Genomic DNA, 25,568 nt, shown 5'->3' on the forward strand with positions numbered 1-25,568 from the left:
CCGCGTGATGGCGGGCCTTTTTCCGGCCTTTTGCCGTTTGGGGGAATCCATGTTGTCCGCGTTGCGTCCGTTGCACTGCCTGCCTGCCCGACCCACCCTGCTCGCCCTGTGCCTGGCCATGAGCCTGGCCGCCGAGGCGGCCCCGGTGGCCTTCGACCTGCCCGCCCAGCCACTGGCCCATTCACTGAGCCAGCTGGCACAGCAGGCCAAGGTCCAGCTGCTGTTCGACGAGGCGCTGCTCGGCAAGGCCCAGGCCCCGGCGCTCAAGGGCGACTTCGAAGCCGAGGCGGCCATCAGCCGCCTGCTCGTGGGCAGCCGTTTCAGCGTGGTGCGCATGGGCAGCACCTACGTGGTGCGCCTGCGCGAGGATGACCCGAGCGCCGACAACAGCATCCAGCTGGGCGCCTTGAGCATCGTCGGCGATGGCCAGCAGGTCGACCCCGGTAACGTCGGGCGCTCGACCCTGGACCAGGAGCAGATCGACCGTTACCAGCCAAGCAACATCCCCAGCGTCCTGGCCACCCTGCCCGGGGTGAACATGGGCGGCTCGGCCAAGCCCGGTGGCCAGACCATCAACATCTGGGGCCTGGGCGACGCCGAGGACGTGCCGATGACCGTCGATGGTGCGCCCAAGAGCGGCTTCGAGCGCTACCAGCAAGGCACGATCTTCATCGAGCCGGAGCTGATCAAGCACATCGAGGTCGAGAAAGGCCCGCACTCGGTCAAGACCGGCAATGGCGGCTTCGGTGGCAGCGTCAACATGGAAACCAAGGATGCCGGCGACCTGTTGCAGGAAGGCCGCAACAGCGGCGCCATGCTCAAGTACGGCTATGCCAGCAACGATCACCAGCAGATCTACAGCTCGGCCTTGTTCGGCCGTACCGATGACGGGCGCATCGACGGCCTGGTCTATTACACCAAGCGCGACGGCGGCAACCTGAAGATGGCCGACAGCCTGCCGGACCCGACCAACCAATGGCCGGTCAACCCCCAGCGCGTGCCCTACAGCGCCCTGGACCTGGACGGCGCGCTGCTCAAGACCAACATCCACTTCACCGACGAACACAGCCTGGGGCTGTCCTGGTCGCGCTCCGAGAGCGAACGCTGGACCACCTTCGCCTCCACCGCCTTCCCGGCGCCACCGAACGCGGCGGACATCAAGAAGTATGGCTACGACGGCGCGCTCAAGCGCTTCCTGGCCAACCGCACGACCATCGACACCACCTGGTCGGCCACCTACAAGTACCAGCCCATCGAAAACCCTTGGGTAGATTTGCAGGTGAAGTACTCCGAGTCCGACACCCAGCAGACCGACGAGCGTGACGCCACGGCGTTCTTCCAGCCAGCCACGGGCGGGCGCAAGATGGACACCGAGTACAAGGACCGCATGCTCGATGTGAAGAACACCAGCACCTTCCTCACCGGCCCCCTTGAGCACGCGCTCACGGCCGGCGTGCAGGTGCGCCGCCACGACCGCGACACGCAGATGTGGATGCCCGGCAAAACCTATGAAGTGCCCAAGTACAACTATGGCAACTTCCAACCCTACTTCATGCCCAGCGGCCAGGTCGACAGCCAGGGTTACTACCTGCAGGACGCCATCACCCTGGGCGACCTGACCATCACCCCGTCGCTGCGCTATGACCACGTCACCAACGAGGGCAAGCCCAACGACGCGCCTTACTACAACAACCCGGCGGCCGGCCATGACTACAGCGACAAGACCTACAGCGGCTGGTCGCCTCGCCTTTCGCTGTTCTGGAAGATGACCGAGCAGACCGCGCTGTTCGCCGACTACAGCAAGACCTGGCGCGCCCCGGTGCTCGACGAGCAGTATGAGGTGCAAGGCGTGGGCAGCCGTACCTCGACCAGCCGCGACCTCGACCCGGAACGCATCACCGGCATCCGCGTGGGCAGCATCAGCAACTTCTCCAACGTGTTCACCCAGGGTGACAGCGCCCAGGTGCGCACCATGCTGTTCCGCAACAAGATCACCGACGAGATCTTCAAGGCCACCGGCGTCGGCTGCCAGCAGCAGTTAGTCACCGGCGGCACCATTGCCAACACCTGCGGCAACGGCCTGATGGGCAACTACCGCAACATCGGCGACGTGGTCTACAAAGGCTTCGAGGTCGAGACATTCTACGACTCGACCTACCTGTTCGGCGCAGTGTCCTATTCGTGGATGGAGGGTCGCCACGAAGGCGCCTACACCAACCCCTGGGGGCCGGATGTATGGGCCAAGGATGTCCCGGCACCGAAGTGGATCACCACCCTGGGGGTGAAGATTCCGGCCTGGGATGCCCGCGTGGGCTGGACCGCCCAGTTCGTCGGGGCCACGAACCACTTGCCCAGCGACAAGTACTTCGAGGGCCCGGCCAGTGCATTGGGTGACCGCTACTACGACAACTTCGGCAATGAGAAGTACGAGATCCACGGCCTGTTCGCCAACTGGAAACCCCAGCAGGCGTACCTGAAAGGCACCGAGGTGAACCTGACGGTCGACAACCTGTTCAACAAGGCCATCCGGCCCGAGCTGTCTGGAGAGAACGCCTACACCGTCGGGCGCAACGCCAAGATCAGTGTCACGCGGTTTTTCTGAGGCTGTCGATCAGGGGCGATGCGATGGAATGCATCGCCCACCCGTTCAGCATTCACCCTCACCACATACCCGATCGTGCGCCGCGACAACGTTCACCCGCATCGCAGCAAGGGCCAGGTCGACGATGTCCTGGGCCACCGTGCAGGTGCCTCGCGCCTGCATCCAGCAAAGGATATCGGCCAGGTGCCAGATCGAGGCCGTGCCTTCGTGTACCGGCGCCGGAAAGCTGTAGGGATGGGTGAGCATGAGCTTGCGCATGTTCTGCCGGGAAACCCCCACCAGTTGCGCCACATCGGTCAGCCCTACCAGATCGGGGGCGGCCTCGATCAACCGGGCTTGCGGGGCAACCCGCCGGACATCCGCCAAGGCGCTGTGAAGGGCGTCTTGCGCGCACCCGGCCTGCCGGGTGAAGAACAAGGCCATCCTGCCGGGCAGGCCAGTCCCCACGACGGCGTCATCACAGCCAGCCTCCCCCAGTTGCTCGACCAACGCGTCGACATCCTCACCATCGACCAGTTGGTACTTCAGGGTGAATTCGTATTCCATCGTCATGGCTCCACTCGGCTTCGCGACTTGAGGTTCACACCCTTCGACGTGCAGTTGTCCACGACCCTGCGCAACTGGCGGGCAAAGGTGCCTGGGTTTCGGGGCGTGCTCCAGATACTGGTGATGCAGAACTCACCACAACGGCATTCGAGATCGTTGTTGGGGCAGTAGATCCGCCCCCAGCAATGGCCGCCGCCCACCACGACTCGCCAGCCCTGCGCCTCGGCGTGCTTCAGCGTCTGCTCGATTTCCTTGCTGGGGTGGGTGAGGCGGGCCATCGATTGCGCTCCAGTATGGGCAGGGGAACAGGGTTGTCAAGTGACAACCAAAAGACACCGACGAGTGTCTTCCCGACCCAGCCTAGAATCTGCGGCGCGCCCAAAAGCCCCATTCCTTCAGCTTGGGATAAGGCCTATGGGAAACAGGGAATTTGCGCAAACAAGGGCAGCGTTGCAACAGCCTCTGAAACAGGCAACGGGCTATCCGACAATCAACCCGTCGGCCTGCAACAGGGTTTCCAGGCAATGCTCCCGGACCCCATAGAACGCCTTCAACTGGCCGATCTTTTCCAGCAACGCGGTGTTGTCCTGCGGCTGTCGGCGCTTGACCGCGAGGATCATCTTGTTCTTGTTGGTGTGCTCCAACGAAATGAACTCGAAGACCTTGGTCTCGTAGCCACAGGCCTCGAGGTACAGTGCACGCAGGCTGTCGGTAAGCATCTCGGCTTGCTGGCCCAGATGCAGGCCGTACTGCAGCATCGGCTGCAGCATGCCTGGGCTGTGCAGTTGCGGACGGATCTGCTTGTGGCAGCACGGCGAGCACATGATGATCGCGGCGTTGCAGCGGATACCGGTATGGATGGCGTAATCGGTGGCGATATCACAGGCGTGCAGGGCAATCATCACCTCGATGGCCTCGGGCACCACGCTGCGCACGTCGCCACATTCGAACACCAGCCCCGGGTGCTCCAGCCGTGCGGCTGCCGCATTGCACAGCTCGACCATGTCCTGGCGCAGTTCCACGCCTGTTACTTGCGCCTCACGCCCCAAGGTATTGCGTAGGTAGTCGTGCATGGCGAAGGTCAGGTAGCCCTTGCCCGAGCCGAAATCGGCCACCCGCAGGGGTTGCTGCGCGGTCACCGGGGCGCCGCTGAGGGCGTGGTCGAAGACTTCGATGAACTTGTTGATCTGCTTCCACTTGCGCGACATCGAGGGGATCAGCGCGCCTTGCGCATCGGTCACGCCCAAGTCGCGAAGGAAAGGCCGCGACAGCTCCAGGTAACGCTTCTTCTCCCGGTCATGCCCGCCTGTGGTTGCTTCGCGCGATGCCTGCTGGGCCAGGTGACGGCGCAGCATCGGCTTGCCCTTCTTGCTGAATTCCAGTTGCACTTCGCCGGTAGCGGTGAACAGGTGGGCGTTGCGAAAGCTCTCCGGCAGCAGGTCGGCGACCAGTGCCTGCGCCGGCTCCAGCGGCAGGTTGCGGGTGATGTCGCGGGTCTGGTGGCGGTAGACCAGTTGCAGGTTCATCTCGCCCTTGATCTGCACCGGCTTGGCGATGATCCGTTGCAGCGTCTGGTCGGCGCCGACATGGCGCGCCAGCACCAGCTTGCTCAGGCTGCCGTCGGCCAGGGCGTCGGCCAGCAGGTCGAGGAACTGGGCACGCGCGTCCGGCGTATTGGGGGCGGAGGAAGGGGAAGACATGGGGAACGGGTGCCTCGGAATGCGGGGGCGCTATGCGCAATGCCGCACATTCTACGTTGATGCAGGTCCCCCGCGAACCCCTGTGCATGGCACCGGCCATGCCGGTGTTCGCGGGTCAAGCCCGTTCCTACAGGGACCGCACCAACCTCAAGAGCGGCACTGAACCTGTAGGAGCCGGCTTTGCCGGCGAAAGGGCCACTGCAGGCAGCACAAGACGTTGTGCTGTGCACTCAGTCGAGAATCACTAACCGATTGGGCAGCTCATTACGCGCATGGGTCGGCGGCACATGCTCGCTGAGCAGTTCACCACAGGCCTCGATGCACTCGACGAACCCTTGCAACGTCCGCCCCTGGCGCACCTGTTCGGTGAACCGGGCTACGATGACCTCGCGCGCCTGCTCCGGCAGGTGCCGGGCGATGCCCTCGTCGACCAGGATCTCGACATGCCGCTCGGCTTCGCTGACAAAGATCAGCACCCCGGTGGCGCCAGCGGTGCGCTGCAGGTTGAGTTCGAGAAACTGCTGGCGGGCCAACCCAGAGGCGCGCCGGCGGCGCAGCACGGCAGGCACCACCCAGGCGGACAAGCGAGGGTGACGCAACAGCAGGCACAGGCTGATGAAGGTCAGCATCTGCGCCAGCAGCAGGCCATTGACCCCGATCCCGCCCAGCCACAGGTGCAGCACGCCGGGCACCAGCAACGCCAACAGGGCGGCCCAGAGCAACGGAAGATAGGGGAAGTCGTCGGCGCGGCGGGCCAGCACGGTCACCAGTTCCGCGTCGGTGCGCCGCTCGGCGCGGGCGATCGCCTCGGCGATCTGGCGCTGTTCGTATTCGGTCATGCCATCGTCTCTCGAGCGTTCTTATCGTTGTTATCCCGGCATCGGGGTGGCGAGAGTGTATCTCAACAAAGGCTTCATATAAGGCATAATCCGCGGCTGCGTCGGATCATGGATGAATGATCCCTAAAATCGCCAGTGGACACGACAACAACAGACGTACGAATAGTCTCGGCCTTTCGCCTCACTCAACAACGGAATTGATGATGAAACTGTCTTTGCTGGGCCTGGCCATGGGCCTTGCCAGTCAGGCGGCCCTTGCCGCCACCCCCGCCCCGCCCCTGCAGGACAAGCAGGCCTTCATCGACCATCTGATTGGCCAGATGACCGAAGCCGAGAAAATCGGCCAGTTGCGCCTGATCAGCATCGGCCCCGAAATGCCCCGCGAGAAGATCCGCGAGGAGATCGCCGCCGGGCGCATCGGCGGTACCTTCAACTCCCGTACCGCCCCCGAGAACCGGCCAATGCAGGACGCCGCCATGCGCAGCCGCCTGAAGATCCCGATGTTCTTCGCCTACGACACCATCCACGGTGAACGCACCATCTTCCCGATCGGCCTGGGCCTGGCCTCGTCCTGGGACATGGACGCCATCGCCAAGGTCGGCCGCACCTCGGCCATCGAGGCTGCCGCCGATTCCCTGGACATGACCTTCGCGCCGATGGTCGACATCGCCCGGGACCCGCGCTGGGGCCGCACCAGCGAAGGCTTTGGCGAAGACACCTACCTGACCTCGAAGATCGGCCAGGTGATGGTCAAGTCGTTCCAGGGCTCAAGCCCGGCCAACCCCGACAGCATCATGGCCATCGTCAAGCACTTCGCCCTGTACGGCGCGGTGGAAGGCGGACGCGACTACAACACGGTCGATATGAGCCTGACGAAGATGTACAACGACTACCTGCCCCCCTACCGCGCCGCGCTCGACGCCGGTGCCGGCGGGGTGATGGTGGCGTTGAACTCGATCAATGGCGTGCCGGCCACCTCCAACACCTGGCTGATGAACGACCTGCTGCGCAAGGAATGGGGCTTCAAGGGCGTGACCATCAGCGACCACGGCGCCATCCAGGAGCTGATCCGCCACGGCGTCGCCCGCGACGGCCGTGAGGCGGCCAAGCTGGCGATCAAGGCCGGCATCGACATGAGCATGAACGACACCCTCTACGGCGAAGAGCTGCCGGGGCTGCTGAAGTCCGGCGAAGTCAGCCAGGCCGAACTGGACCAGGCAGTGCGTGAGGTACTGGGCGCCAAGTACGACATGGGGCTGTTCAAAGACCCCTATGTGCGCATTCCCAAGGCCGAAACCGACCTGAAGGACTACTACGCCGACGACCGCCTGCACCGTGCCACCGCACGCGACGTGGCACGCCGTGGCCTGGTGCTGCTGGAGAACCGCGAGCAGACCCTGCCACTGAAAAAGGCCGGCACCATCGCCCTGGTCGGCCCCCTGGCCGATGCGCCGATCGACATGATGGGCAGCTGGGCAGCCGACGGTAAACCACAACACTCGGTCACCGTGCGCGAGGGCCTGCGCCGTGCCGTCGAAGGCAAGGCCAAGCTGGTCTACGCCAAGGGTTCGAACGTGACCGGCGACAAAGCCATGTTCGACTACCTGAACTTCCTCAACTTCGACGCCCCGGAAATCGTCAACGACCCACGCCCGGCCGCAGTATTGATCGACGAAGCGGTCAAGGCCGCGCAACAGTCGGACGTGGTGGTGGCCGTGGTCGGCGAGTCCCGTGGCATGTCCCATGAGTCGTCGAGCCGCACCACCCTGGAAATCCCGGCGGTGCAACGCGACCTGATCAAGGCGCTGAAAGCCACCGGCAAACCGCTGGTGCTGGTGCTGATGAACGGCCGCCCGTTGTCGATCGCCTGGGAACGCGAACAGGCCGACGCCCTCCTCGAAACCTGGTTCAGCGGCACCGAAGGCGGCAACGCCATCGCCGACGTGCTGTTCGGTGACTACAACCCATCCGGCCGCCTGGCCATCACCTTCCCGCGCTCGGTCGGGCAAATCCCGATGTACTACAACCACATGCGCATCGGCCGCCCGTTCACCCCCGGCAAGCCTGGCAACTACACCTCGCAGTACTTCGAAGAACCGAATGGCCCGCTGTATCCGTTCGGCTACGGCCTGAGCTACACCAGCTTCGACCTGTCGGGCCTGGCGCTGTCGCAGAAGGAACTCAAGCGTGGTGGCAACCTGCAGGCCAAGGTGACCGTGAAGAACACTGGCAAGCGCGATGGCGAGACCGTGGTGCAGTTGTACATTCAGGATGAAAGCGCCTCGATGAGCCGCCCGGTCAAGGAGCTGAAGAACTTCCAGAAGCTGATGCTCAAGGCCGGCGAGTCGCGAACCTTGACCTTCGACATCAATGAGGAAGACCTGAAGTTCTACAATGGCCAGCTGCAGCGGGTGGCCGAGCCGGGGCAATTCAATGTCCAGGTCGGCCTCGATTCACAAGCGGTGCAGCAGCAGAGCTTCGAGCTGCGTTAAGCAGGTACGGCTCCTTTGCGGGACAAGCCCGCTCCTACAAGGCTTCACATCTTCCTGTAGGAGCGGGCTTGCCCCGCGATGAGGCCGGCACAGACAACCAAGATCCCGGATCCGCCCCATGCCCTCATCCTTCCGCGCCCTGCGCCTGGGTCTGATCATCCTGCTGATCCTGGTCGGCACCTCCCTCAGCGCCGGCTGGGCCATGCACCAGGCCAAACGCCAGGCGCTGGAAACCGACGCCCGCCGAGCCAGCCAGCAACTGGGCTTGTACGCCAACGCCCTGCACACCCTGATCGAACGCTACCGCGCCCTGCCTGCCGTGCTGGCACTGGACCCGGAGCTGGTCGACGCCTTGCGCGGCCCGGTCACCGAGCAGGTGCAGGACGCTCTGAACCGCAAGCTCGAACGCATCAACGGCGCCGCCAACTCCTCGACCCTGGAGCTGCTCGACCGCACAGGCCTGGCCATCGCGGCCAGCAACTGGCGCCTGCCGACCACCTACGTCGGCTCGAACTATGGCTTCCGCCCCTATTTCAAACAGACCCGCAGCCAAGGCAGCGGCCGCTTCTACGCGGTCGGCGTGACCAGCGGCGTGCCGGGTTACTTCCTGTCCAGCGCGGTGAACGACGAGCATGGCCGCTTCCTCGGCGCCATGGTGGTCAAGCTGGAGTTCCCCGAGCTCGAACGCGAATGGCGCCAGGGTAGCGACATCCTGCTGGTCAGCGATGCCCGCGGCATCACCTTCATCGCCAACCAGGAAGGTTGGCGCTATCGCGAGTTGCAGCCACTGAGCGGCGCCGACCGCGCTGAACTGGCCGAAACCCGCCAGTACGACAAACAACCCCTGGTGCCCCTGCAGCACCAAGCCTTGACCCGTTTCACCGAAAACAGCCACCTGGCCCGAGTACAGGGCCCGGATGGCAATGCCGAGTACCTGTGGGAAAGCTTGCCCCTGGAGGCCGAAGGCTGGACCCTGCACCTGCTGCGCAAACCCCAGGTGGCCGAGGACGGTCGCAACGCCGCCCTGGCCGCCGCCGCGATCTGGCTGAGCCTGGTGTTCGCCGCGCTGTTCGTCAGCCAGCGCCTGCGCCTGGCCCGCCTGCGCCAGCGCAGCCGCGAAGTGCTCAAACGCCAAGTGGAAGAGCGCACCCGCGAACTGCGCACCGCCCAGGAAGGCCTGGTGCAATCGGCCAAGCTGGCGGCGCTGGGGCAGATGTCGGCCGCCCTCGCCCACGAGATCAACCAGCCGCTGACCACCCAGCGCATGCAGCTGGAAACCCTGCGCCTGCTGCTCGACCAGGGCCGCCACGAACAAGCCCGCCTGGCCCTGGAGCCGCTGGAACAGATGCTGACGCGCATGGCCGCGCTCACCGGGCACCTGAAGACCTTCGCCCGCAACAGCCCCGGCGGCCTGCGCGAACGCCTCGACCTGGCCACCGTGGTCGATCAAGCCCTGCACCTGCTGGAGGCGCGCATTCGCGCCGAGGACGTCGAGGTGGCCCTGTACCTGGCGCGCCCGGCCTGGGTGCGCGGCGACGCGATCCGCCTGGAGCAGGTGCTGATCAACCTGTTGCGCAATGCCCTCGACGCCATGGCCGACAAGCGCTACAAACGCCTGGAGATCCGCATCGAGGCCGACGCGAGTCTTTGGCGCCTGAGCGTGCTCGATTCCGGCGGTGGCATCGCGGATGCCGACCTGGCCAAGGTGTTCGATCCGTTCTTCACCACCAAGCCGGTGGGCGAAGGCCTGGGCCTGGGCCTGGCAATCTCCTATGGCATTGTCATCGATGCCGGTGGCAGCCTGCAGGTCGAGAACCTGCCGGGCGGCGCACGCTTCAGCCTCACCCTGCCCCGCGACCTGGAGCCTGTATGTTGAATTCCGTGATCGTCGTCGACGACGAAGCCAGCATCCGCACCGCCGTGGAGCAGTGGCTGAGCCTGTCGGGTTTCAATGTGCAACTGTTCGCCCGTGGCGAGGACTGCCTGGCACAGCTGCCCAAGCACTTCCCCGGGGTGATCCTCAGCGATGTGCGCATGCCTGGGCTGTCCGGCCTGCAACTGCTCGAGCGGTTGCAGGCCGAGGATCCCGACCTGCCGGTGATCCTGCTGACCGGCCACGGCGATGTGCCCATGGCGGTGGACGCCATGCGCAACGGTGCCTACGACTTCCTGGAAAAACCTTTCACCCCCCAGCACCTGATGGGCAGCCTGCACCGCGCCCTGGAAAAGCGCCAGCTGGTGCTGGAGAACCGCCGCCTGCACGAACAGGCCGACCTGCGAGGCAAACTGGAGATGACCCTGCTGGGCATGTCCCAGGGCTTGCAGCAATTGCGTCGCCAGGTGCTGGACCTGGCGAGCCTGCCGGTCAACGTGCTGATCCGTGGCGAAACCGGTAGCGGCAAGGAGCGCGTGGCCCGCTGCCTGCACGACTTCGGCCCGCGCGCCGACAAGCCGTTCGTCGCGCTCAATTGCGCGGCCATTCCCGAAGCCCTGTTCGAGGCCGAGCTGTTCGGCCATGAAAGTGGCGCCTTCACCGGCGCCCAGGGCAAGCGCATCGGCAAGCTGGAGTACGCCAACGGCGGCACGGTGTTCCTCGACGAGATCGAAAGCATGCCACTGGCTCAGCAAGCCAAGCTGCTCAGGGTGATCCAGGAGCAGAAGCTCGAGCGGCTTGGCGCCAACCAGAGCATCGCCGTCGACCTGCGCATCATTGCCGCGACCAAGCCCGACCTGCTTGAAGAGGCCCGCGCCGGACGCTTTCGCGAAGACCTGGCCTATCGGCTGAATGTCGCCGAACTGCGCCTGGCGCCCTTGCGTGAACGACGCGAGGATATTCCCCTGCTGTTCGAGCATTTCGCCCGTGCCACCGCTGAGCGCCTGGGGCGTAGCGCACCACCGCTGGGCGGTGCGCAGCTTGCGCGGCTGCTGACCCATGATTGGCCGGGCAACGTGCGCGAGCTGGCCAATGCCGCCGAGCGCCATGCGTTGGGGTTGGGCTCGCCGAATCTGGAAGAAAGCCCCGCTGGCCAGTCACTGGCCGACCAGATGGAAGCGTTCGAGGCGCAATGCCTGCGGGCTTCGTTGCGCCTGCACAAGGGTGAGATCAAGGGTGTGATGGAGGCATTGCAGCTACCGCGGCGGACGCTGAACGAGAAAATGCAACGGCACGGGTTGGTGCGAGAGGATTTTGTCGAGCGCGAGTGAGCGGAAATCCGCCTATCGCTGACCGCCAACGAGCAAGAATCCGCCTATTCCTACAGACACGACCCTTATCGTCATGAAGTTTTTCGCCGGCAAGGCCGGCTCCTACAGGGATCGCATCAGGCCAGGTGATACGCGCCCTCTGTAGGAGCCAGCCTTGCTGGCGAACAGCCCCCGCACCGCAAATGGGCATCTGCGCCCCTCTTTGGCACACCTCCTGCAAAACCCTTCTCAAGCTGCGCCTCGAGCGCGCTCCACAAAAACAACGAGAAGGTATCCCTGATGGATAACGCCAGCACTCTGCCCACCGGGGCGGCCGTTGCGCCCGCCGTGGAAAAATCCACCGCCAGCCGCCTCAAATCGATCTTCAGTGGTTCCATCGGCAACATGGTCGAATGGTACGACTGGTACGTCTACGCCGCATTCTCGCTGTACTTCGCCAAGGCCTTCTTCCCCGCCGGCGACACCACCGCACAACTGCTCAATACCGCCGCGATCTTCGCCGTGGGCTTCCTCATGCGCCCGATCGGTGGCTGGTTGATGGGCCTGTACGCCGACCGCAAGGGCCGCAAGGCGGCGTTGATGGCTTCGGTACTGCTGATGTGCGCGGGCTCGCTGGTGATCGCGCTCACCCCGGGCTATGAAACCATCGGCGTTGCCGCACCGATCCTGCTGGTGGTCGCCCGCCTGATGCAGGGCCTGTCGGTCGGTGGCGAGTACGGTACCTCGGCCACCTATCTCAGCGAGATGGCCAGCAAGGAACGCCGCGGCTTCTTCTCCAGCTTCCAGTACGTCACCCTGATCTCCGGCCAGCTCATCGCGTTGGCGGTGCTGATCATCCTGCAACAGACGCTCACCACCGAGCAGCTGTATGCCTGGGGCTGGCGTGTGCCGTTCGTGATCGGCGCGCTGTGCGCGGTGGTCGCCCTGTACCTGCGCCGTGGCATGGAAGAGACCGCCTCCTTCACCAAGAAGGAGAAGTCCAAAGAGAGCCTGATGCGCACCCTGATGCGCCATCCCAAAGAGCTGATGACCGTGGTCGGCCTGACCATGGGCGGCACCCTGGCCTTCTACACCTACACCACCTACATGCAGAAGTACCTGGTCAACACCGTAGGCATGAGCATCAGCGACTCGACCACCATCTCGGCGGCCACTTTGTTCCTGTTCATGTGCCTGCAACCGATCATCGGTGGCCTGTCGGACAAGATCGGCCGGCGCCCGATCCTGATCGCCTTCGGCGTGCTCGGCACCCTGTTCACCGTGCCGATCCTCAGCACCCTGCACACCGTGCAGACCTGGTGGGGCGCGTTCTTCCTGATCATGGCCGCGCTGATCATCGTCAGCGGCTACACCTCGATCAACGCCGTGGTGAAGGCCGAGCTGTTCCCCACCGAGATCCGCGCCCTGGGTGTCGGCCTGCCCTACGCCCTGACTGTGTCGATCTTCGGCGGCACCGCCGAGTACGTGGCCCTGTGGTTCAAGAGCAATGGCATGGAGACCGGCTTCTACTGGTACGTCACCGGCTGCATCGCCTGCTCGCTGCTGGTGTACGCGACCATGAAGGACACCAAGCAGCATTCGCGGATCACCACCGACTGATCCACGTTCGCTGAATGGCAAAAGGGGCGCTCCGTCTGACGGGGCGCCCTTTTTTCTTGGGGCTGTACTGAACGTGAGCCAAATAGCACGATTATTCGGCTCACATAATGAGCCGAATAGCACTATTATTCGGCTCATCAACGAGAATGAGCCCCCCTATGGACGCCTTCTGGATCTGGCAGCAACCTGACTGGCCTGCTTTTGACTGGGACAATCACCAGCTCTCCACTCTCTTGCGGGAGTGCGTGCAGGCGCAGGGGCGATTGCTGGGCAAGGCCGGCGCCGTGGCCGAGGTCAACGCAAACCGCGAGGTCCTCGACACGCTGCTGCAGAATATTGTCACGTCCTGCGCCATCGAAGGCGAACAACTCAACGTCGAATCAGTGCGCTCCTCATTGGCTCGCCGTCTGGGTATCGACGAGCCAGGGCCAACCAGCGCACGCAGTGAGGGCCTGGCCGACCTGATGCTGGATGCAACGCAGGGTTACAACCGTGCGCTTGGGCAACAACGCCTGTTCACATGGCACCGCTGGTTGTTTCCGGAAACAGGCGCGCTGTTGACACCCGTGCTGCCGGTTGGCGAATTGCGGGGCGCGACACCGATGCAAGTGGTCTCCGGACGCATGGACAAACCCAGGGTGCACTTCGAGGCGCCACCACGCATGGGGCTGGAACAGCAACTGCAGCAATTTCTCGACTGGTTCGAGGCCAGCCGCAATGACCCGCAAATCGACCCACTGCTGCGCGCGGGGGTCGCCCATTTCTGGTTCGTCACCCTGCACCCGTTCGCTGATGGCAACGGCCGCCTGACACGTGCAATCACCGACCTGGCCTTGGCACAGGGTGAGCAACAAGCCATCCGTTTCTACGCAATGTCCCAAAGTATCCTGGAGGATCGCTCAGGCTACTATGCCGTGCTGGAGAGCAGCCAGCGAAGCGGCCTGGACATCACTGACTGGCTTCGGTGGTTCCTCGCCACATTGCTGCGCAGTCTGCAGCAGGCCCTGACGCGCATCGACCGGGTACTGGCAAAGGCGCGCTTCTGGCAGAGCCACCGTGGCGATGGCTTGCAGGCAGAACAGATCAAGGTGCTCAATCGTCTGCTCGACGGCGGCCCCAGTGGCTTCGAAGAGGGCATCAGCGCCAGCCAGTACCAGGCTGTGGCCAAGGTATCCAAAGCCACAGCCACTCGACATCTGGCCGACCTGCTGGCCAAGGGATGCCTGGTTCGCTTGCCTGGTGGCGGGCGCAGTACCCGCTACCAGGTTGACACTCAAGCGGTTTGAGCAGGGCTTAGGAAAGCTCGGCTACTCGCTGTGGCTCGCGACGCTGGAAATGCGTGGCCATCAGCACCAGTACCAGCAACACGCCACCCAGCACCAGCGAAGAGCCGACCGTGCCGAAGTCCAGCCCACCCTTCTCGTGCGACTTGGTCAACACATCGCCCAAGGTTGCGCCGAACGGGCGGGTCAGTACGAAGGCGATCCAGAACAACACCACGCCAGAAATCTTCGTCCAGTAGCGGGCCGCGGCCACCACGGTGATTGCCGAGCCGATCAGCAGCGCGCCACCGGCAAAGCCCAGCCCGGAGTCGTCGGCCAGGTAGTCACCCAGTGCGGTGCCCAGGGTGTTGGAGAACAGGATCGCCACCCAGTAGAACAGCTCGCCACCACGGTTCTTGATGCGAGTGACATCCAGCGGATTGCCGCTCAGGCGCCAGAGGGCGAAGGTCGCCAGCAGGATGCCGATCAATACTGCGGAGCCGGTGGCGTAACCCAGGCCCAAGGTGCGGTCCATGAAGTCGGACATGGTGGTGCCGGCGGTGCTGGTGGAGAGAATCACCAGCCAGTACAGCATGGGGTGGTAGCGACGCGAGTAGAGCTGGGTGACCAGGGTGACCAGGAACACGCTGATCAGCAGCAGCGAGCTCATGGCATAGCCGATATCGAGTGTCATCGACAGCAGGTCGCCCGCCGTCTCGCCAAGGGTGGTAGCGCAGATCTTCATGACCCAGAAGGCCAAGGTGATTTGCGGGAGTTTGTTCATTGTTTGCCGCTCCGGGGTTTGAGTGCGGCGGATGGTGATTGAGCCTGCCTGAAAAATCGGTTGGCTCTGTATGAAAAATCCGTTTGCTCACCCCAGGACATCAAAAGACCTGTCTCTTAACTTGCCATTAATCCACCCCTAACACCCTTGGTGTGGCTACTGAAGCAGCCTCACGGCACTTGCCAACCGAAACCGCACTACAAACCCCAGCTACGTCCTCTGCCGGACGAATCGCGCGATAACAAATCGAATAATTCGATTTTATATCGTTATTTTTTGCGCTTTTTAATCTGATTTGTTGGCGTAGCATTGAACCCATAGAAACAACAACCCCCGACGATTCAACTGGAGCAACCACCATGAAAAACAAACTGATCCTCACTCTGGCCCTTTCTGTAATCGCAACTGGCGCCTTCGCCGAAGATGGCTTCGAACGCACCAACGCCCACAGCTTCGCAGCCGTGCAAAGCCAGGCAGCCACTTATGCAGAAGATGGTTTCGACCGTACCAACGGCCAGCGCTTCGCCGAAGATGGCTTCGACCGTACCAACGGCCAACGCTTCACCGAAGACGGCTTCGACCGTACCAACGGCCAGCGCTTCGCCGAAGACGGCTTCGACCGCACCAACGGCCAGCGCTTCGCCGAAGACGGCTTCGACCGTACCAACGGCCAGCGCTTCGCCGAAGACGGCTTCGACCGCACCAACGGCCAACGCTTCGCCGAAGATGGCTTCGACCGTACCAACGGCCACCGCATCAGCTGATCACTGATGCGTGCAACCAGCCCGGCTTCGGCCGGGCTTGATCATTTTCAGCCAGGCAAAGCCTTGGCACACTAGGCGCCTCGTTCCCACACAGGAAGGGCCTCGCGGCCTTGCGCAGATGTACTACTACGAACCCGCCAAAGGCCACGGCCTGCCCCACGATCCGTTCAATGCCATCGTCGGCCCCCGGCCCATCGGCTGGATCTCCAGCCACGACCGCGAAGGCCGCCTGAACCTGGCACCCTACAGCTTCTTCAATGCCTTCAACTACATTCCGCCGATCATCGGTTTCTGCAGCGTCGGGCGCAAAGACAGCCTGAACAACATCGAGCAGACCGGCGAGTTCGTCTGGAACCTGGCCACCCGCCCGCTGGCCGAGCAGATGAACCAAAGCTGCGCTGCGGTGGCGGCGGATATCGATGAGTTCGTGTTGAGTGGCCTGACGCCAGCTGCGTCGAACGTGGTCAAGGTGCCGCGCGTGGGCGAAAGCCCGGTGAGCTTCGAATGCAAGGTCAGCCAGATCGTGCAACTCAAACGTGTCGACCAGGAAGTCGTGCCCAGCTGGCTGATCCTGGGCGAAGTGGTGGCCGTACATATTGCCGAGCACCTGCTCAAGGACGGCATCTACGATACCGCCGCCGCCGAGCCGATCCTGCGTGGCGGCGGCCCAGCGGACTACTTCGCGCTGGGTGAGCTGTTCAAGATGGCCCGCCCGCAGGCCTGATCAGAAGATCAGTTCGCCTTCCTCTGCGACGCCCTGCAGGCGTTCGAGCTCTGCACAGGCTGCCTCGTCGGCCGCCATAGCTGACTTGAACACCTGCCCGTCGAGGACCTTGTGGAAGCGCGGCGCGCCGCCCATGTGCAGAGCCTTCACGGCAATTGCCGCGTGATAGCCGCCGCCCTCCACCGGGACCATCGCCGAAACCGCTTCGAAGTGGGGGAATTCTCTACGTGCCATGCTGCACTCCGCCTGATTGTTCAAGGGTCGGCATTCTACACGCCCAGCCACCACCGTTCCCCCTGTGCAGACCCAACCCGAACTGTCTGTAGGAGCGGCTTTAGCCGCGATACAGGCGGCGCGGTGCCTGGCACCCGCTTCGCGGGTAATCGCGGCTGAAGCCGCTCCTACAAAGGCCGCATCAGGTCAACGGGGTAAGTCTTGCTCCATAACTGGTGAACCTGCCCCCTGCATTCAGGCAAACGTGTGCAAGTCCAGACTGCTGACCACCCGTTCCTGCACCAGCTCGCCAAATACGTCCAGCGTGGGCGATGCGAAATAACCACTCATCGCCCGCTCATCGCTCCAGCTGCCACTGAGCAGCCACAGGTCGGCATCGACCTGCGAGCGCTGCACACTGAAACTCAGGCAGCCCGGCGCCCGCAACGAAGGCTCCAGCAAATCGCGCAGGCGCACGCCGAGCTCCGCCGAACGACCGTTGCTGGCGCGGATGAAAGCCAGGTGTGTAACCGGTTGTTGTTGGGTCATGAACGATCTCCTTGAGGCGCTACGGACGGGACGAACCAGGCTGCCAAGCGTAGGGGCTGGCCCGCGCGCGCCGTTAGGCCGATACTGCCGAGCGCTTGCCTGATCCTGCAGCGCGGCAGGATCAGGCAAGCGACGTGCAGCTTTCGTCTAGCGCCCGCCCTTGCCCAAACCTATGCTGCCACGGTCAGCAGAGGAAACCCGTCATGACCACTTCCCCGCCCCTGGACCCGATCCTGGAACAGCAACGCCAGGAGCTGGCCGGGCTGATCCAGCGCCACGCCAAAGGCCCCCACGACCCCGCCTCGGCGATCGATGACCTGTACCTGACCCGCTATGAAGAGGATGTGCGTGGGATGCCGGCCCTGGCACAACCGGCCTTGTGCATCCTGGCCCAGGGCAGCAAAACCCTGTTCCTCGGCGATGAACGCTACACCTACGACCCCCTGCACTACATGGTGGTCTCGGTAACCCTGCCCATCACCGGCGCCATTCTCCAGGCCAGCCCCGAGCACCCCTGCCTCGGGCTGCGCCTGGACATCGACCCTGCGCAGATCAGCCAGCTGATTGCCGAAAGCGGGCCGATGCTGGTCCCCAACCAATCCGCCGGGCGCGGCTTGTTCGTGGAAAAAAGCGATCCGCAGCTGCTCGATACACTGTTGCGCCTATTGCGTCTGCTCGACACGCCAAGAGACATCGCGGTGCTTGCCCCGTTGGTGCGTCGCGAACTGATGTACCGCGTGCTGCGCGGCCCGCAAGGCTGGCGCCTGTATGAAATCGCCCTGTCCAACAGCCAGACGCACCGGGTTTGCCAGGCCATCGCCTGGCTCAACCGGCACTACCAGGAACCGCTGCGCATCGAGGACCTGGCGCGCGAGGTGAACCTCAGCACCTCGACCCTGCATCACCGTTTCAAGGCGGTGACCTCGATGAGCCCGTTGCAGTACCAGAAACAGCTGCGCCTTCAGGAAGCGCGGCGGCTCATGCTCAATGACGGGCTGGAAGCTGCGGTGGCGGGCTATCGAGTGGGCTATGAAAGCCCTTCGCAGTTCAGCCGGGAGTACAGCCGCCTGTACGGCGCGCCACCGATTCGCGATGTGGCGCGCTTGCGCGCCAGCGCAGGTTGAATCCCTCGGCAAGCCGGTTCTTCGTAGGAGCCGGCTTGCCGGCGAACCGAAGGCGCAGCCTTCGCTGCCATCGTCAGCCCTGCACCGCCCGCTGCCACTCCCCCTGGTCCACCTGGATCAACGTCGGCCCCTTGCGCTCCACCGCCCGACCCAGCGCCGCCTGCAATTGCGCCACATCGGCGACGTGCTCCGCCTCTGCCCCCAAGGCCCGCGCCACCCCGATGAAGTCCGGCGTATGGATATCCACGCCGACCGGCTCGATGGCCCGGTTGACCATGTATTTCTTGATTTCCTCGTACCCCTGGTTGTTCCACAGCAGCACGATCAGCGGCACCTGGGCCTCCACCGCGCTGGCCAGTTCCGGCAGGGTGAACTGCAGGCCGCCATCGCCGATCAGGCAGACCGAAGGTGCTCGCTTGGCAGGCACCTCGCTGCTGCCCAGCCACGCCCCCATGGCTGCCGGCAAGGCATAACCGAGCGTGCCGTAGCCAGTGGAGGCATTGAACCAGCGACGCGGCCGGGCCATGTCCAGGGTCAGGTTGCCGGTGTACACCGGCTGGGTCGAATCCCCTACCAGGATGGCGTCGGGCAATACCTCCAGGATGCCGGTCAACAGACGCATCTGGCTCAGGGTCGGTTGGTCCCAGGTGGCGGCATTGTCCTGGCGCAGGCGGGCCGCGCGGGCTGCCCCCCAACTGGCCTCACGCGGTGGTTGCGCCTGCAATTGCAGGGCAACCAGCAGGGCCTCGGTCGCTTGCTCGGCATCGGCCACCAGCGCCAGCTCCGGCAGGTAGTTGCGTACCGTCTGGTCAGGGTCGATATCGATACGCAGCAGGCTGCCAGGGATCTCGAAACCGCCCTTGAAGGTCACGTCGTAATCGGTCTCGGCCAGCTCGGTGCCGATGGCCAGCACCACATCGGCCTCCGCCACCAGCGCTCGGGTGGCCGGCAAGGTCTGGGTCGAACCGACCTGCAATGGATGCCGGGCCGGCAACAGGCCTTTGGCGTTGATGGTCAAGGCCACCGGCGCCTGAAGATGCTCTGCCAGCAAGAGGAGTGCGTCGCCTGCATCCAGGGCACCGCCCCCGGCAAGAATCAGCGGGCGGCGCGCCTTGGCCAGGCGCGCGGCCATCTGCTGCACGGCCAGCGGCGCCGCACCGGCTCGGGCGGTGCGCACCGGGCGGGCCGGCAGCAGGTGATCGGCTGGTTCGACCAGCACATCCAGTGGAATCTCGATATGCACCGGGCGTGGCCGCGCACCGTCGAACACGGCGAAGGCGCGGGCCAGCACCTGGGGCAGGTCGTCGGCGCTCATCAGCGTCTGCGAGAAGGCCGCCACGCCAGCCACCAGGCCGGACTGGTTGGGCAGCTCATGCAGCTTGCCGCGCCCGCCACCGAGCTGGTCGCGGGACTGCACGCTGGAAATGACCAGCATGGGAATCGAGTCGGCGTAGGCCTGGCCCATGGCGGTGGTGATGTTGGTCATGCCCGGGCCGGTGATGATGAAGCACACCCCCGGCTTGCCACGGGTACGCGCGTAGCCGTCGGCCATGAACCCGGCGCCCTGCTCGTGGCGTGGGGTGATATGGCGGATCGAGGACGCCGCCAAGCCGCGGTAGAGTTCCACGGTATGCACACCAGGAATGCCGAAGACATGGTCCACGCCATAGCCTTCGAGGAGTTTTACCAGCACTTCGCCACAGGTTGCCATCGCTCGAATACCCGATTCTTGTTGAAAACGGTGTTCATGGAACCAAGCGGCGGCTACCGCCACAATGCAAAAAAACACATACTAGCCATGACTCCACATCATGGCTTACCACGATGAAACGCCTACCGCCCCTCCCCGCCTTGCATACCTTCCTGGTCACCGCGCAGCACTGCAATTTCACCCGTGCCGCGCAGCAGCTGCATATCACCCAGGGCGCGGTCAGCCGGCAGATCGCCGGATTGGAAGCGCATCTGGGCTACCCCCTGTTCCAGCGCCAGGCCCGTGGCCTGGCCTTGACCCGCGAGGGCCAGGACTGGCTGCCCCGGGTACAACAAGTCTTTGCCCTGATAGAGCAAGGCGTACGCGAAGTCGGCGGGCGCAGCACGACGCTGCAGCTCAAGGCGCCCACCTGCGTGATGCGTTGGCTGTTGCCGCGCCTGATGGAGTGGCAGGCCCTGCGTCCGGACGTGCCGGTGGAACTGACCACCACGGTGCAGCATGGCGTGGACTTTCGCCGTGAAGGCTTCGATGCGGCGGTGGTCTATGGCGCCGAGCCCAACCATGGGCTGCAGGTGCACAAGCTGTTCGATGAGCAACTCACGCCGGTCTGCGCGCCGTCGCTGTCGAACGCCCCCTTGCAACTGCAGGACCTGGCGCGGCACATGCTGCTGCATCCGTCACGGGACGAGCATGACTGGCGGCTGTGGTTGCAGGCGGCGGGTGCCACGTTCGAGCCTCTGGGGCCGAAGCAGCATTTCGAGACGCTGGACATGGCGATGGCCATGGCTTCGCAGGGGACGGGGATCGCCATCGGCGATTTCTCGCTGATTGGCGACGACCTGCAAACCGGGCGATTGTGCATGCCGTTCGGGCTGAAGGTGAGGACCGGGAAAGGGTATTACCTGGTGAGCCCGTCGAAGACCATACCCACAGGGTTGGTCGAATTGATGGAATGGCTGCAGACGCGTGCCTCAAGCCTTGCACAACCTCTGTAGGAGCGGCCTTGTGCCGCGAAAGGGCCGCATAGCAGCCCCAGGATTTCAGCGACAAATCCGAAATCGCCGGGGCCGCTATGCGGTCCTTTCGCGGCACAAGGCCGCTCCTACAGGTACCGCGCGACTCAGTAGCCGACGGTGAACCGTGCCCGCGAATGCGCCGGCTTTTCCAGCTCATCAAGCATGGCGATCGCATAGTCGGCAAAGGTGATCCAGCTCTTGCCATCGACGCCGATCAGCAGGTGATCCTTGCCCAGCTTGTAATGCCCGGTGCGCTCACCCTCGACGAACTCCGCCGACGGCGAGAGGAAGGTCCAGTCCAGCGACGGCTCCTTGCGCAACGTCTCGAGGAAGCGCACCCCGGCAGTGGCCTCGGCCTTGTAGGCCTCGGGAAAGTCCGGGCTGTCGATCACCCGGTGCCCGGAAGGCAGCAGCAGGCTACCGGCGCCACCCACCACCAGCAGCCGCTTCACCCCAGCGCGCTTGACTGGTTCGATGATGGCGTGGGGTTCGATCGTGGAAAAGTGCGCCGCGCTCAACACCGCGTCGCAGCCGCTCACCGCGGCCTGCAGGGCTGCACTGTCCTTGGCATCCAGCGCCTTGACGGTCACACCTTCACGGCCTTGCAGCTTCGACGGATCCCGGGCGATGGCTAGCACATCGTGGCCGCGACGCCGCGCCTCTTCCAGCAACTGACTGCCTGCGCGCCCGGTGGCGCCGATGATTGCGATCTTGCTCATGGGAAACACTCCAGCAGGTTGTTAAGGGGTTACCACTGCATCTCGCCCTTGGCGACCTTGGCACCCAGTTCCAGGGAGCTGTCTTCACCAAGGTTCGGGTAGCGCTGCTTCATTGCCGCGATCAGCGCGTCGGCGTTGGTTGCCTTGGCCGCTTCGGCATCGAAGTCACGAATGTAGCCGGCGGTGAAACGCACCGCCTCCAGCGAGCGGCTGCTGTCACCCAGGTAGTGCCCCGGGATGACGGTACGCGGCGCCAGCTTCTCGATGTTGGCCAAGGTGTTCAGCCAGTCGGCGTGGGATTGCGCGGTCTGGGTGTCGGCCATCCACACGTGGATGTGCTCCGATACCACCACGCCACCGACCACTGCCTTGATCGAGGGAATCCAGACGAAACTACGGTCCGGCTGCGGGCCGTCCAGGCCAACGACCTCCAGTGCCTGGCCTTCCAGCTCCAGGCGATTGCCGTCGAGGACCTGCGGCAGTACCAGCTTCGCCGGCTTGTCGGTGCCCATCTGCGGGCCCCAGTAGGCCAGCTTGCCTTCCATGGTCTTGCGAATGTGCTCGACGGTGGCGGCCGAAGCGACCACCCGGGCCTTGGGGAATGCCTGGACGACGGTATCCAGGCCGAAGTAGTAATCCGGATCGCCATGGCTGATGTAGATGGTGGTCAGCTGCTTGCCGCTCTTGCGCAGGCGTTCCACCACCTGTTCGGCCTGGCCCTTGCCGAACTGGGCGTCGACCAGGATGGCGTCATGGGCGCCACTGACGATCACCGACGAGACCGGGAACAGGGCATCGTGGCCAGGGTTGTACACGTCGAGCTTGAGCGGTTCGGCGGCGATCGCCTGGCCCGCCAGGGCAGCAAGCCCAAGAAGCAGGCCACGCAGGGGGGTGAAGAGAGACATTGGCAATTCCTGTGTGCGGGTTGATGACGGCAAGCTTAGTTGCCCGAACCAATACAAAAAATGCGATGCTTCGACATAGTTTGTTTCTAAAATCGGACAGATCATGGACCGCCTCAACGCCATGCGCGTATTCGTCACCGTCGTCGACCTCGGCAGCCAGTCAGCGGCGGCGGATCATCTGGAGCTTTCACGGCCGGTGGTGTCGCGCTACCTGGCGGAGCTGGAAGACTGGGTCGGCGCGCGGCTGATGCAGCGCACCACACGCAAGCTCAGCCTGACCGCCGCAGGTCTTGAGACGCTACCACGCTGTCGCCAGTTGCTGGAGCTGGCCGGTGACCTGCAGAACGCCGTGCGACAGCCGGACGATGCCCCGCGGGGCGAGTTGCGTATCAGCGTCAGCACCTCGTTCGGCCAGGCCCAGCTGGTGGACGCCCTCGCCGCCTACGTCAAGCGCTACCCCGGCGTTAAGGTGGAGCTGCAGATGCTCGACCGTACCGTCAACCTGGTGGATGAACGTATCGACCTGGCGATCCGCACCAGCAACGATGTCGACCCCAACCTGATCGCCCGGCGCCTGAGCGTGTGCCGTTCGGTGATATGCGCTTCGCCAGCCTACTTGCGCGAACACGGCACGCCACAGCGGGTCGAGGAACTGAGCGGGCATAACTGCCTGACCCACGCCTACTTCGGCCATAGCCTCTGGCACTTCGAAGTGAATGGGCAGAGTGTCACGGTACCGGTGCAAGGCAACATCAGCGCCAACGAAGCCATGACCCTGCAGAAGGCCGCCCTGGCCAGTGCTGGCATCGCCATGCTGCCGACCTACCAGGCGGCCCCGGCACTGCGCAGTGGCGAGTTGGTGCGCCTGCTGCCCGAGGCTCGGCCACGGGAACTGAACCTCAATGCCGTGTACACCTCGCGCAAGCACATGCCGGCGACGCTGCGCAGCATGCTGGACTTTCTGGCGCAGCGGTTCGGCGATGAACCGGAGTGGGATCGGGGATTGGACTTGTAGGAGCCAGCCTTGCTGGCGAACCAGACACCGCGATGCATGGCACCGGCTGCGCCGGTGTTCGCCGGCAAGCCGGCGTCTACAGGTCGGCGCCCGATGAATCGGAGTGGAATCAAGGGTTGGGCTTGTAGGAGCCAGCCTTGCTGGCGAACCAGACAACGCGACGCATGGCATCGGCTGCGCCGGTGTTCGCCGGCAAGCCGGCTCCTACAGGTCGGCGCCCGATGAATCGGAGTGGGATCAAGGGTTGGGCTTGTAGGAGCCAGCCTTGCTGGCGAACCAGACACCGCGATGCATGGCATCGGCTGCGCCGGTGTTCGCCGGCAAGCCGGCTCCTACAGGTCGGCGCCCGATGAATCGGAGTGGGATCAAGGGTTGGGCTTGTAGGAGCCAGCCTTGCTGGCGAACCAGACACCGCGATGCATGGCATCGGCTGCGCCGCTGTTCGCCGGCAAAGCCGGCTCCTACAGGTCGGCGCCGAAGCTATGCTTATCGGTATCACCTGTTGCATCAACAGGAGTCAGCCACCATGAGCATCAAATCCAGACGCTGTGCCGTGGTCTTCGCCCTGGCCGCCGTGGCGGGCCTTTACGGTTCGGCCTGTTGGCGGGTCGAAATGCTACGCAACCAACCCACTGCCAGCAGCAGTTGCCCGGAACAGCGCTGCGTACCCCACACTGCGACCCTGAGCGCAGTCAGGGAGTGACCGTCACTCCTCGACGCTCATGTATTCCTTCGCCCAGCGAATGTAGTCCTCAGGCTGGGTGTAGGTGTGCGAGAGTTCGGTAGCGTTCAGGCTATCGGATTTATGCTGCAGGCCACGCTGCAGGCGCAGGCAGTCGTAGGTGGCCTTGATCGCGGCGAAGTAGGCGGCATGGCCATCGACCACGACACGCACGCCCAGACGCGCCAGACGCTCGTCGTCGCGCAGGTTCGGGTTGGCATAGGTTACCAGCATCAGCGGCACGCTCAGGTGCTCGGCAATCTGCTCCAGCTGATCGAAATCCTTCACCCCGACCATGCAGATCCCATCGGCACCGGCCTTCTGGTAGCTCTGGGTGCGAACGATGATTTCCTCGGTGGTCAGCACGCCAGCGTTGGTCCGGGCAATGATCGCCAGCGCGCTGTCCACGCGCGCCTCCAGCGCCGCGCGGATCTTGCCTACGCCCTCCTCCACCGAGATCAGGTCGGTGGACTTGCGCCCGAACTGGGCCGGCAACAGCGTATCCTCGATGGTCAACCCGGCAACGCCAGCACGCTCCAGTTCGATGACCGTGCGCATCACATTGAGCGCGTTACCATAGCCATGGTCGGCGTCGGCGAGCACCGGCAACTGGGCGACGCGGCCGATACGGGTGGCCTGCTCGACGAACTCGCTGAGGGTGATCAGGGCAAAGTCAGGCGCGGCCAGCACCTGCAACGAGGCGACCGAGCCGCCGAGGATACCGACTTCGAAACCCAGGTCCGCGGCAATGCGCGCGGACATCGGGTCGAAGACCGATGCGGTGTGATAGCACGAACCTGACGCGAGCAGTTCGCGGAAGGCAAAACGCAGATCGTGGTGGGAAGCCTTGGGCATGATCACTCCGCTTGCAATGAAAAATGTTGAACGGCTGACAACCGACCCCTGTATCGGGTCTACCTGACTGTTCCAACCGTCGCCATCAGGGCGGTCATGCTCGACATGCAGGCAGAGGAATAGAAGGTGTGGACATACAGCGACGCGAAACCCTGTGGCAAAATGCTGCACCATGCTGGTGCAGGCCCCGGATTTCAGCCTCTGCGGCCTTGCCACGATATCAC

Annotated in this window: 23 protein-coding genes; 12 read left to right on the plus strand and 11 right to left on the minus strand. The window is 64.1% G+C overall.

Annotation, left to right across the window (positions count from 1 at the left end; all coding sequences use genetic code 11):
* Nucleotides 1–49 precede the first annotated feature (49 nt).
* Nucleotides 50–2,602 carry a TonB-dependent receptor gene (locus PSEEN_RS20055; RefSeq protein WP_011535391.1) on the plus strand — a complete coding sequence of 851 codons (2,553 nt, stop codon included), beginning with the start codon at nt 50–52 and terminating at the stop codon, nt 2,600–2,602.
* A 45-nt stretch (nt 2,603–2,647) separates the two neighbouring features.
* Here PSEEN_RS20055 and PSEEN_RS20060 read toward each other — a convergent pair whose 3' ends face one another.
* The 4 genes from PSEEN_RS20060 to PSEEN_RS20075 all read right to left on the minus strand — a co-directional run bounded on the left by PSEEN_RS20060 (nt 2,648) and on the right by PSEEN_RS20075 (nt 5,687).
* A complete protein-coding gene (locus PSEEN_RS20060; RefSeq protein ID WP_011535392.1) occupies nt 2,648–3,148 on the minus strand; it encodes a helix-turn-helix transcriptional regulator in 501 nt (166 codons plus the stop codon).
* Nucleotides 3,149–3,150: 2 nt separating this feature from the next.
* Nucleotides 3,151–3,426, minus strand: coding sequence for a hypothetical protein (locus tag PSEEN_RS20065; protein ID WP_011535393.1), 276 nt, complete (start codon nt 3,424–3,426; stop codon nt 3,151–3,153).
* Nucleotides 3,427–3,627: 201 nt separating this feature from the next.
* Nucleotides 3,628–4,848, minus strand: a complete 1,221-nt coding sequence (locus tag PSEEN_RS20070) for a class I SAM-dependent methyltransferase (protein ID WP_011535394.1) — start codon at nt 4,846–4,848, stop codon at nt 3,628–3,630.
* 230 nt (nt 4,849–5,078) lie between these two features.
* A complete protein-coding gene (locus tag PSEEN_RS20075) occupies nt 5,079–5,687 on the minus strand; it encodes a TPM domain-containing protein (RefSeq protein WP_011535395.1) in 609 nt (202 codons plus the stop codon).
* A gap of 200 nt (nt 5,688–5,887) precedes the next feature.
* Here PSEEN_RS20075 and bglX point away from each other — a divergent pair, with 200 nt between their 5' ends.
* The 5 genes from bglX to PSEEN_RS20100 all read left to right on the plus strand — a co-directional run bounded on the left by bglX (nt 5,888) and on the right by PSEEN_RS20100 (nt 14,268).
* Complete coding sequence (gene bglX / locus PSEEN_RS20080) at nt 5,888–8,179, plus strand: beta-glucosidase BglX (protein ID WP_011535396.1); 2,292 nt, start codon at nt 5,888–5,890, stop codon at nt 8,177–8,179.
* Between the two features lie 118 nt (nt 8,180–8,297).
* Nucleotides 8,298–10,055, plus strand: a complete 1,758-nt coding sequence (locus PSEEN_RS20085) for an ATP-binding protein (protein ID WP_011535397.1) — start codon at nt 8,298–8,300, stop codon at nt 10,053–10,055.
* Nucleotides 10,049–11,383 (plus strand): sigma-54-dependent transcriptional regulator, encoded by a 1,335-nt coding sequence (locus tag PSEEN_RS20090; RefSeq protein WP_011535398.1) that lies wholly within the window; start codon nt 10,049–10,051, stop codon nt 11,381–11,383. The genes PSEEN_RS20085 and PSEEN_RS20090 overlap by 7 nt, the downstream gene beginning before the upstream one ends.
* Nucleotides 11,384–11,662: 279 nt before the next feature.
* A complete protein-coding gene (locus tag PSEEN_RS20095; protein WP_011535399.1) occupies nt 11,663–12,982 on the plus strand; it encodes an MFS transporter in 1,320 nt (439 codons plus the stop codon).
* 158 nt (nt 12,983–13,140) lie between these two features.
* Entirely contained in the window at nt 13,141–14,268 is a 1,128-nt protein-coding gene (locus tag PSEEN_RS20100) for a Fic family protein (RefSeq protein WP_011535400.1), read from the plus strand.
* Nucleotides 14,269–14,275: 7 nt separating this feature from the next.
* Here PSEEN_RS20100 and PSEEN_RS20105 read toward each other — a convergent pair whose 3' ends face one another.
* Nucleotides 14,276–15,028: a COG4705 family protein gene (locus PSEEN_RS20105; protein ID WP_011535401.1), complete on the minus strand. Its 753-nt coding sequence runs from the start codon at nt 15,026–15,028 to the stop codon at nt 14,276–14,278.
* A 359-nt stretch (nt 15,029–15,387) separates the two neighbouring features.
* On the opposite strand from PSEEN_RS20105, the gene PSEEN_RS20110 reads away from it, so the two are divergent.
* Both PSEEN_RS20110 and PSEEN_RS20115 read left to right on the plus strand, forming a co-directional pair.
* Nucleotides 15,388–15,792, plus strand: coding sequence for a hypothetical protein (locus tag PSEEN_RS20110; RefSeq protein WP_011535402.1), 405 nt, complete (start codon nt 15,388–15,390; stop codon nt 15,790–15,792).
* Nucleotides 15,793–15,910: 118 nt separating this feature from the next.
* Complete coding sequence (locus PSEEN_RS20115) at nt 15,911–16,516, plus strand: flavin reductase family protein (protein ID WP_011535403.1); 606 nt, start codon at nt 15,911–15,913, stop codon at nt 16,514–16,516.
* Here PSEEN_RS20115 and PSEEN_RS20120 read toward each other — a convergent pair whose 3' ends face one another.
* Both PSEEN_RS20120 and PSEEN_RS20125 read right to left on the minus strand, forming a co-directional pair.
* Nucleotides 16,517–16,750 (minus strand): hypothetical protein, encoded by a 234-nt coding sequence (locus tag PSEEN_RS20120; RefSeq protein ID WP_011535404.1) that lies wholly within the window; start codon nt 16,748–16,750, stop codon nt 16,517–16,519. It abuts the gene before it with no gap.
* 234 nt (nt 16,751–16,984) lie between these two features.
* Nucleotides 16,985–17,278, minus strand: coding sequence for a putative quinol monooxygenase (locus tag PSEEN_RS20125; RefSeq protein ID WP_011535405.1), 294 nt, complete (start codon nt 17,276–17,278; stop codon nt 16,985–16,987).
* 203 nt (nt 17,279–17,481) lie between these two features.
* Between PSEEN_RS20125 and PSEEN_RS20130 the strand changes: the two genes are divergently transcribed.
* On the plus strand, nt 17,482–18,402 hold the full coding sequence (locus PSEEN_RS20130; protein WP_011535406.1) for an AraC family transcriptional regulator: 921 nt from the start codon (nt 17,482–17,484) through the stop codon (nt 18,400–18,402).
* Nucleotides 18,403–18,475: 73 nt separating this feature from the next.
* On the opposite strand, the gene PSEEN_RS20135 is transcribed toward PSEEN_RS20130, so the two are convergent.
* Nucleotides 18,476–20,113, minus strand: coding sequence for a 5-guanidino-2-oxopentanoate decarboxylase (locus tag PSEEN_RS20135; RefSeq protein WP_011535407.1), 1,638 nt, complete (start codon nt 20,111–20,113; stop codon nt 18,476–18,478).
* 113 nt (nt 20,114–20,226) lie between these two features.
* Between PSEEN_RS20135 and PSEEN_RS20140 the strand changes: the two genes are divergently transcribed.
* A complete protein-coding gene (locus tag PSEEN_RS20140; protein ID WP_011535408.1) occupies nt 20,227–21,108 on the plus strand; it encodes a LysR substrate-binding domain-containing protein in 882 nt (293 codons plus the stop codon).
* A gap of 125 nt (nt 21,109–21,233) precedes the next feature.
* Here the strand turns inward: PSEEN_RS20140 and PSEEN_RS20145 are convergent, their stop codons facing one another.
* Nucleotides 21,234–21,848, minus strand: coding sequence for an NAD(P)-dependent oxidoreductase (locus PSEEN_RS20145; protein WP_011535409.1), 615 nt, complete (start codon nt 21,846–21,848; stop codon nt 21,234–21,236).
* A gap of 29 nt (nt 21,849–21,877) precedes the next feature.
* A complete protein-coding gene (locus tag PSEEN_RS20150) occupies nt 21,878–22,753 on the minus strand; it encodes an MBL fold metallo-hydrolase (protein WP_011535410.1) in 876 nt (291 codons plus the stop codon).
* Nucleotides 22,754–22,856: 103 nt separating this feature from the next.
* Here PSEEN_RS20150 and PSEEN_RS20155 point away from each other — a divergent pair, with 103 nt between their 5' ends.
* Nucleotides 22,857–23,768, plus strand: coding sequence for a LysR family transcriptional regulator (locus PSEEN_RS20155; RefSeq protein WP_011535411.1), 912 nt, complete (start codon nt 22,857–22,859; stop codon nt 23,766–23,768).
* Between the two features lie 526 nt (nt 23,769–24,294).
* Nucleotides 24,295–24,471 carry a hypothetical protein gene (locus PSEEN_RS26890; RefSeq protein WP_011535412.1) on the plus strand — a complete coding sequence of 59 codons (177 nt, stop codon included), beginning with the start codon at nt 24,295–24,297 and terminating at the stop codon, nt 24,469–24,471.
* Nucleotides 24,472–24,474: 3 nt separating this feature from the next.
* Here PSEEN_RS26890 and PSEEN_RS20160 read toward each other — a convergent pair whose 3' ends face one another.
* Complete coding sequence (locus tag PSEEN_RS20160; RefSeq protein ID WP_011535413.1) at nt 24,475–25,344, minus strand: isocitrate lyase/PEP mutase family protein; 870 nt, start codon at nt 25,342–25,344, stop codon at nt 24,475–24,477.
* Between the last annotated feature and the right edge of the window lie 224 nt (nt 25,345–25,568).

Source organism: Pseudomonas entomophila L48 (assembly GCF_000026105.1).
Classification (GTDB): Bacteria; Pseudomonadota; Gammaproteobacteria; order Pseudomonadales; family Pseudomonadaceae; genus Aquipseudomonas; species Aquipseudomonas entomophila.

What these genes read in the sequence shown, in the direction of transcription:
- PSEEN_RS20055 (WP_011535391.1), top strand. Translation starts at nt 50, where the DNA reads ATGTTGTCCGCGTTGCGTCCGTTGCACTGCCTGCCTGCCCGACCCACC.
- PSEEN_RS20060 (WP_011535392.1), bottom strand. Translation starts at nt 3,148, where the DNA reads ATGGAATACGAATTCACCCTGAAGTACCAACTGGTCGATGGTGAGGAT.
- PSEEN_RS20065 (WP_011535393.1), bottom strand. Translation starts at nt 3,426, where the DNA reads ATGGCCCGCCTCACCCACCCCAGCAAGGAAATCGAGCAGACGCTGAAG.
- PSEEN_RS20070 (WP_011535394.1), bottom strand. Translation starts at nt 4,848, where the DNA reads ATGTCTTCCCCTTCCTCCGCCCCCAATACGCCGGACGCGCGTGCCCAG.
- PSEEN_RS20075 (WP_011535395.1), bottom strand. Translation starts at nt 5,687, where the DNA reads ATGACCGAATACGAACAGCGCCAGATCGCCGAGGCGATCGCCCGCGCC.
- bglX (WP_011535396.1), top strand. Translation starts at nt 5,888, where the DNA reads ATGATGAAACTGTCTTTGCTGGGCCTGGCCATGGGCCTTGCCAGTCAG.
- PSEEN_RS20085 (WP_011535397.1), top strand. Translation starts at nt 8,298, where the DNA reads ATGCCCTCATCCTTCCGCGCCCTGCGCCTGGGTCTGATCATCCTGCTG.
- PSEEN_RS20090 (WP_011535398.1), top strand. Translation starts at nt 10,049, where the DNA reads ATGTTGAATTCCGTGATCGTCGTCGACGACGAAGCCAGCATCCGCACC.
- PSEEN_RS20095 (WP_011535399.1), top strand. Translation starts at nt 11,663, where the DNA reads ATGGATAACGCCAGCACTCTGCCCACCGGGGCGGCCGTTGCGCCCGCC.
- PSEEN_RS20100 (WP_011535400.1), top strand. Translation starts at nt 13,141, where the DNA reads ATGGACGCCTTCTGGATCTGGCAGCAACCTGACTGGCCTGCTTTTGAC.
- PSEEN_RS20105 (WP_011535401.1), bottom strand. Translation starts at nt 15,028, where the DNA reads ATGAACAAACTCCCGCAAATCACCTTGGCCTTCTGGGTCATGAAGATC.
- PSEEN_RS20110 (WP_011535402.1), top strand. Translation starts at nt 15,388, where the DNA reads ATGAAAAACAAACTGATCCTCACTCTGGCCCTTTCTGTAATCGCAACT.
- PSEEN_RS20115 (WP_011535403.1), top strand. Translation starts at nt 15,911, where the DNA reads ATGTACTACTACGAACCCGCCAAAGGCCACGGCCTGCCCCACGATCCG.
- PSEEN_RS20120 (WP_011535404.1), bottom strand. Translation starts at nt 16,750, where the DNA reads ATGGCACGTAGAGAATTCCCCCACTTCGAAGCGGTTTCGGCGATGGTC.
- PSEEN_RS20125 (WP_011535405.1), bottom strand. Translation starts at nt 17,278, where the DNA reads ATGACCCAACAACAACCGGTTACACACCTGGCTTTCATCCGCGCCAGC.
- PSEEN_RS20130 (WP_011535406.1), top strand. Translation starts at nt 17,482, where the DNA reads ATGACCACTTCCCCGCCCCTGGACCCGATCCTGGAACAGCAACGCCAG.
- PSEEN_RS20135 (WP_011535407.1), bottom strand. Translation starts at nt 20,113, where the DNA reads ATGGCAACCTGTGGCGAAGTGCTGGTAAAACTCCTCGAAGGCTATGGC.
- PSEEN_RS20140 (WP_011535408.1), top strand. Translation starts at nt 20,227, where the DNA reads ATGAAACGCCTACCGCCCCTCCCCGCCTTGCATACCTTCCTGGTCACC.
- PSEEN_RS20145 (WP_011535409.1), bottom strand. Translation starts at nt 21,848, where the DNA reads ATGAGCAAGATCGCAATCATCGGCGCCACCGGGCGCGCAGGCAGTCAG.
- PSEEN_RS20150 (WP_011535410.1), bottom strand. Translation starts at nt 22,753, where the DNA reads ATGTCTCTCTTCACCCCCCTGCGTGGCCTGCTTCTTGGGCTTGCTGCC.
- PSEEN_RS20155 (WP_011535411.1), top strand. Translation starts at nt 22,857, where the DNA reads ATGGACCGCCTCAACGCCATGCGCGTATTCGTCACCGTCGTCGACCTC.
- PSEEN_RS26890 (WP_011535412.1), top strand. Translation starts at nt 24,295, where the DNA reads ATGAGCATCAAATCCAGACGCTGTGCCGTGGTCTTCGCCCTGGCCGCC.
- PSEEN_RS20160 (WP_011535413.1), bottom strand. Translation starts at nt 25,344, where the DNA reads ATGCCCAAGGCTTCCCACCACGATCTGCGTTTTGCCTTCCGCGAACTG.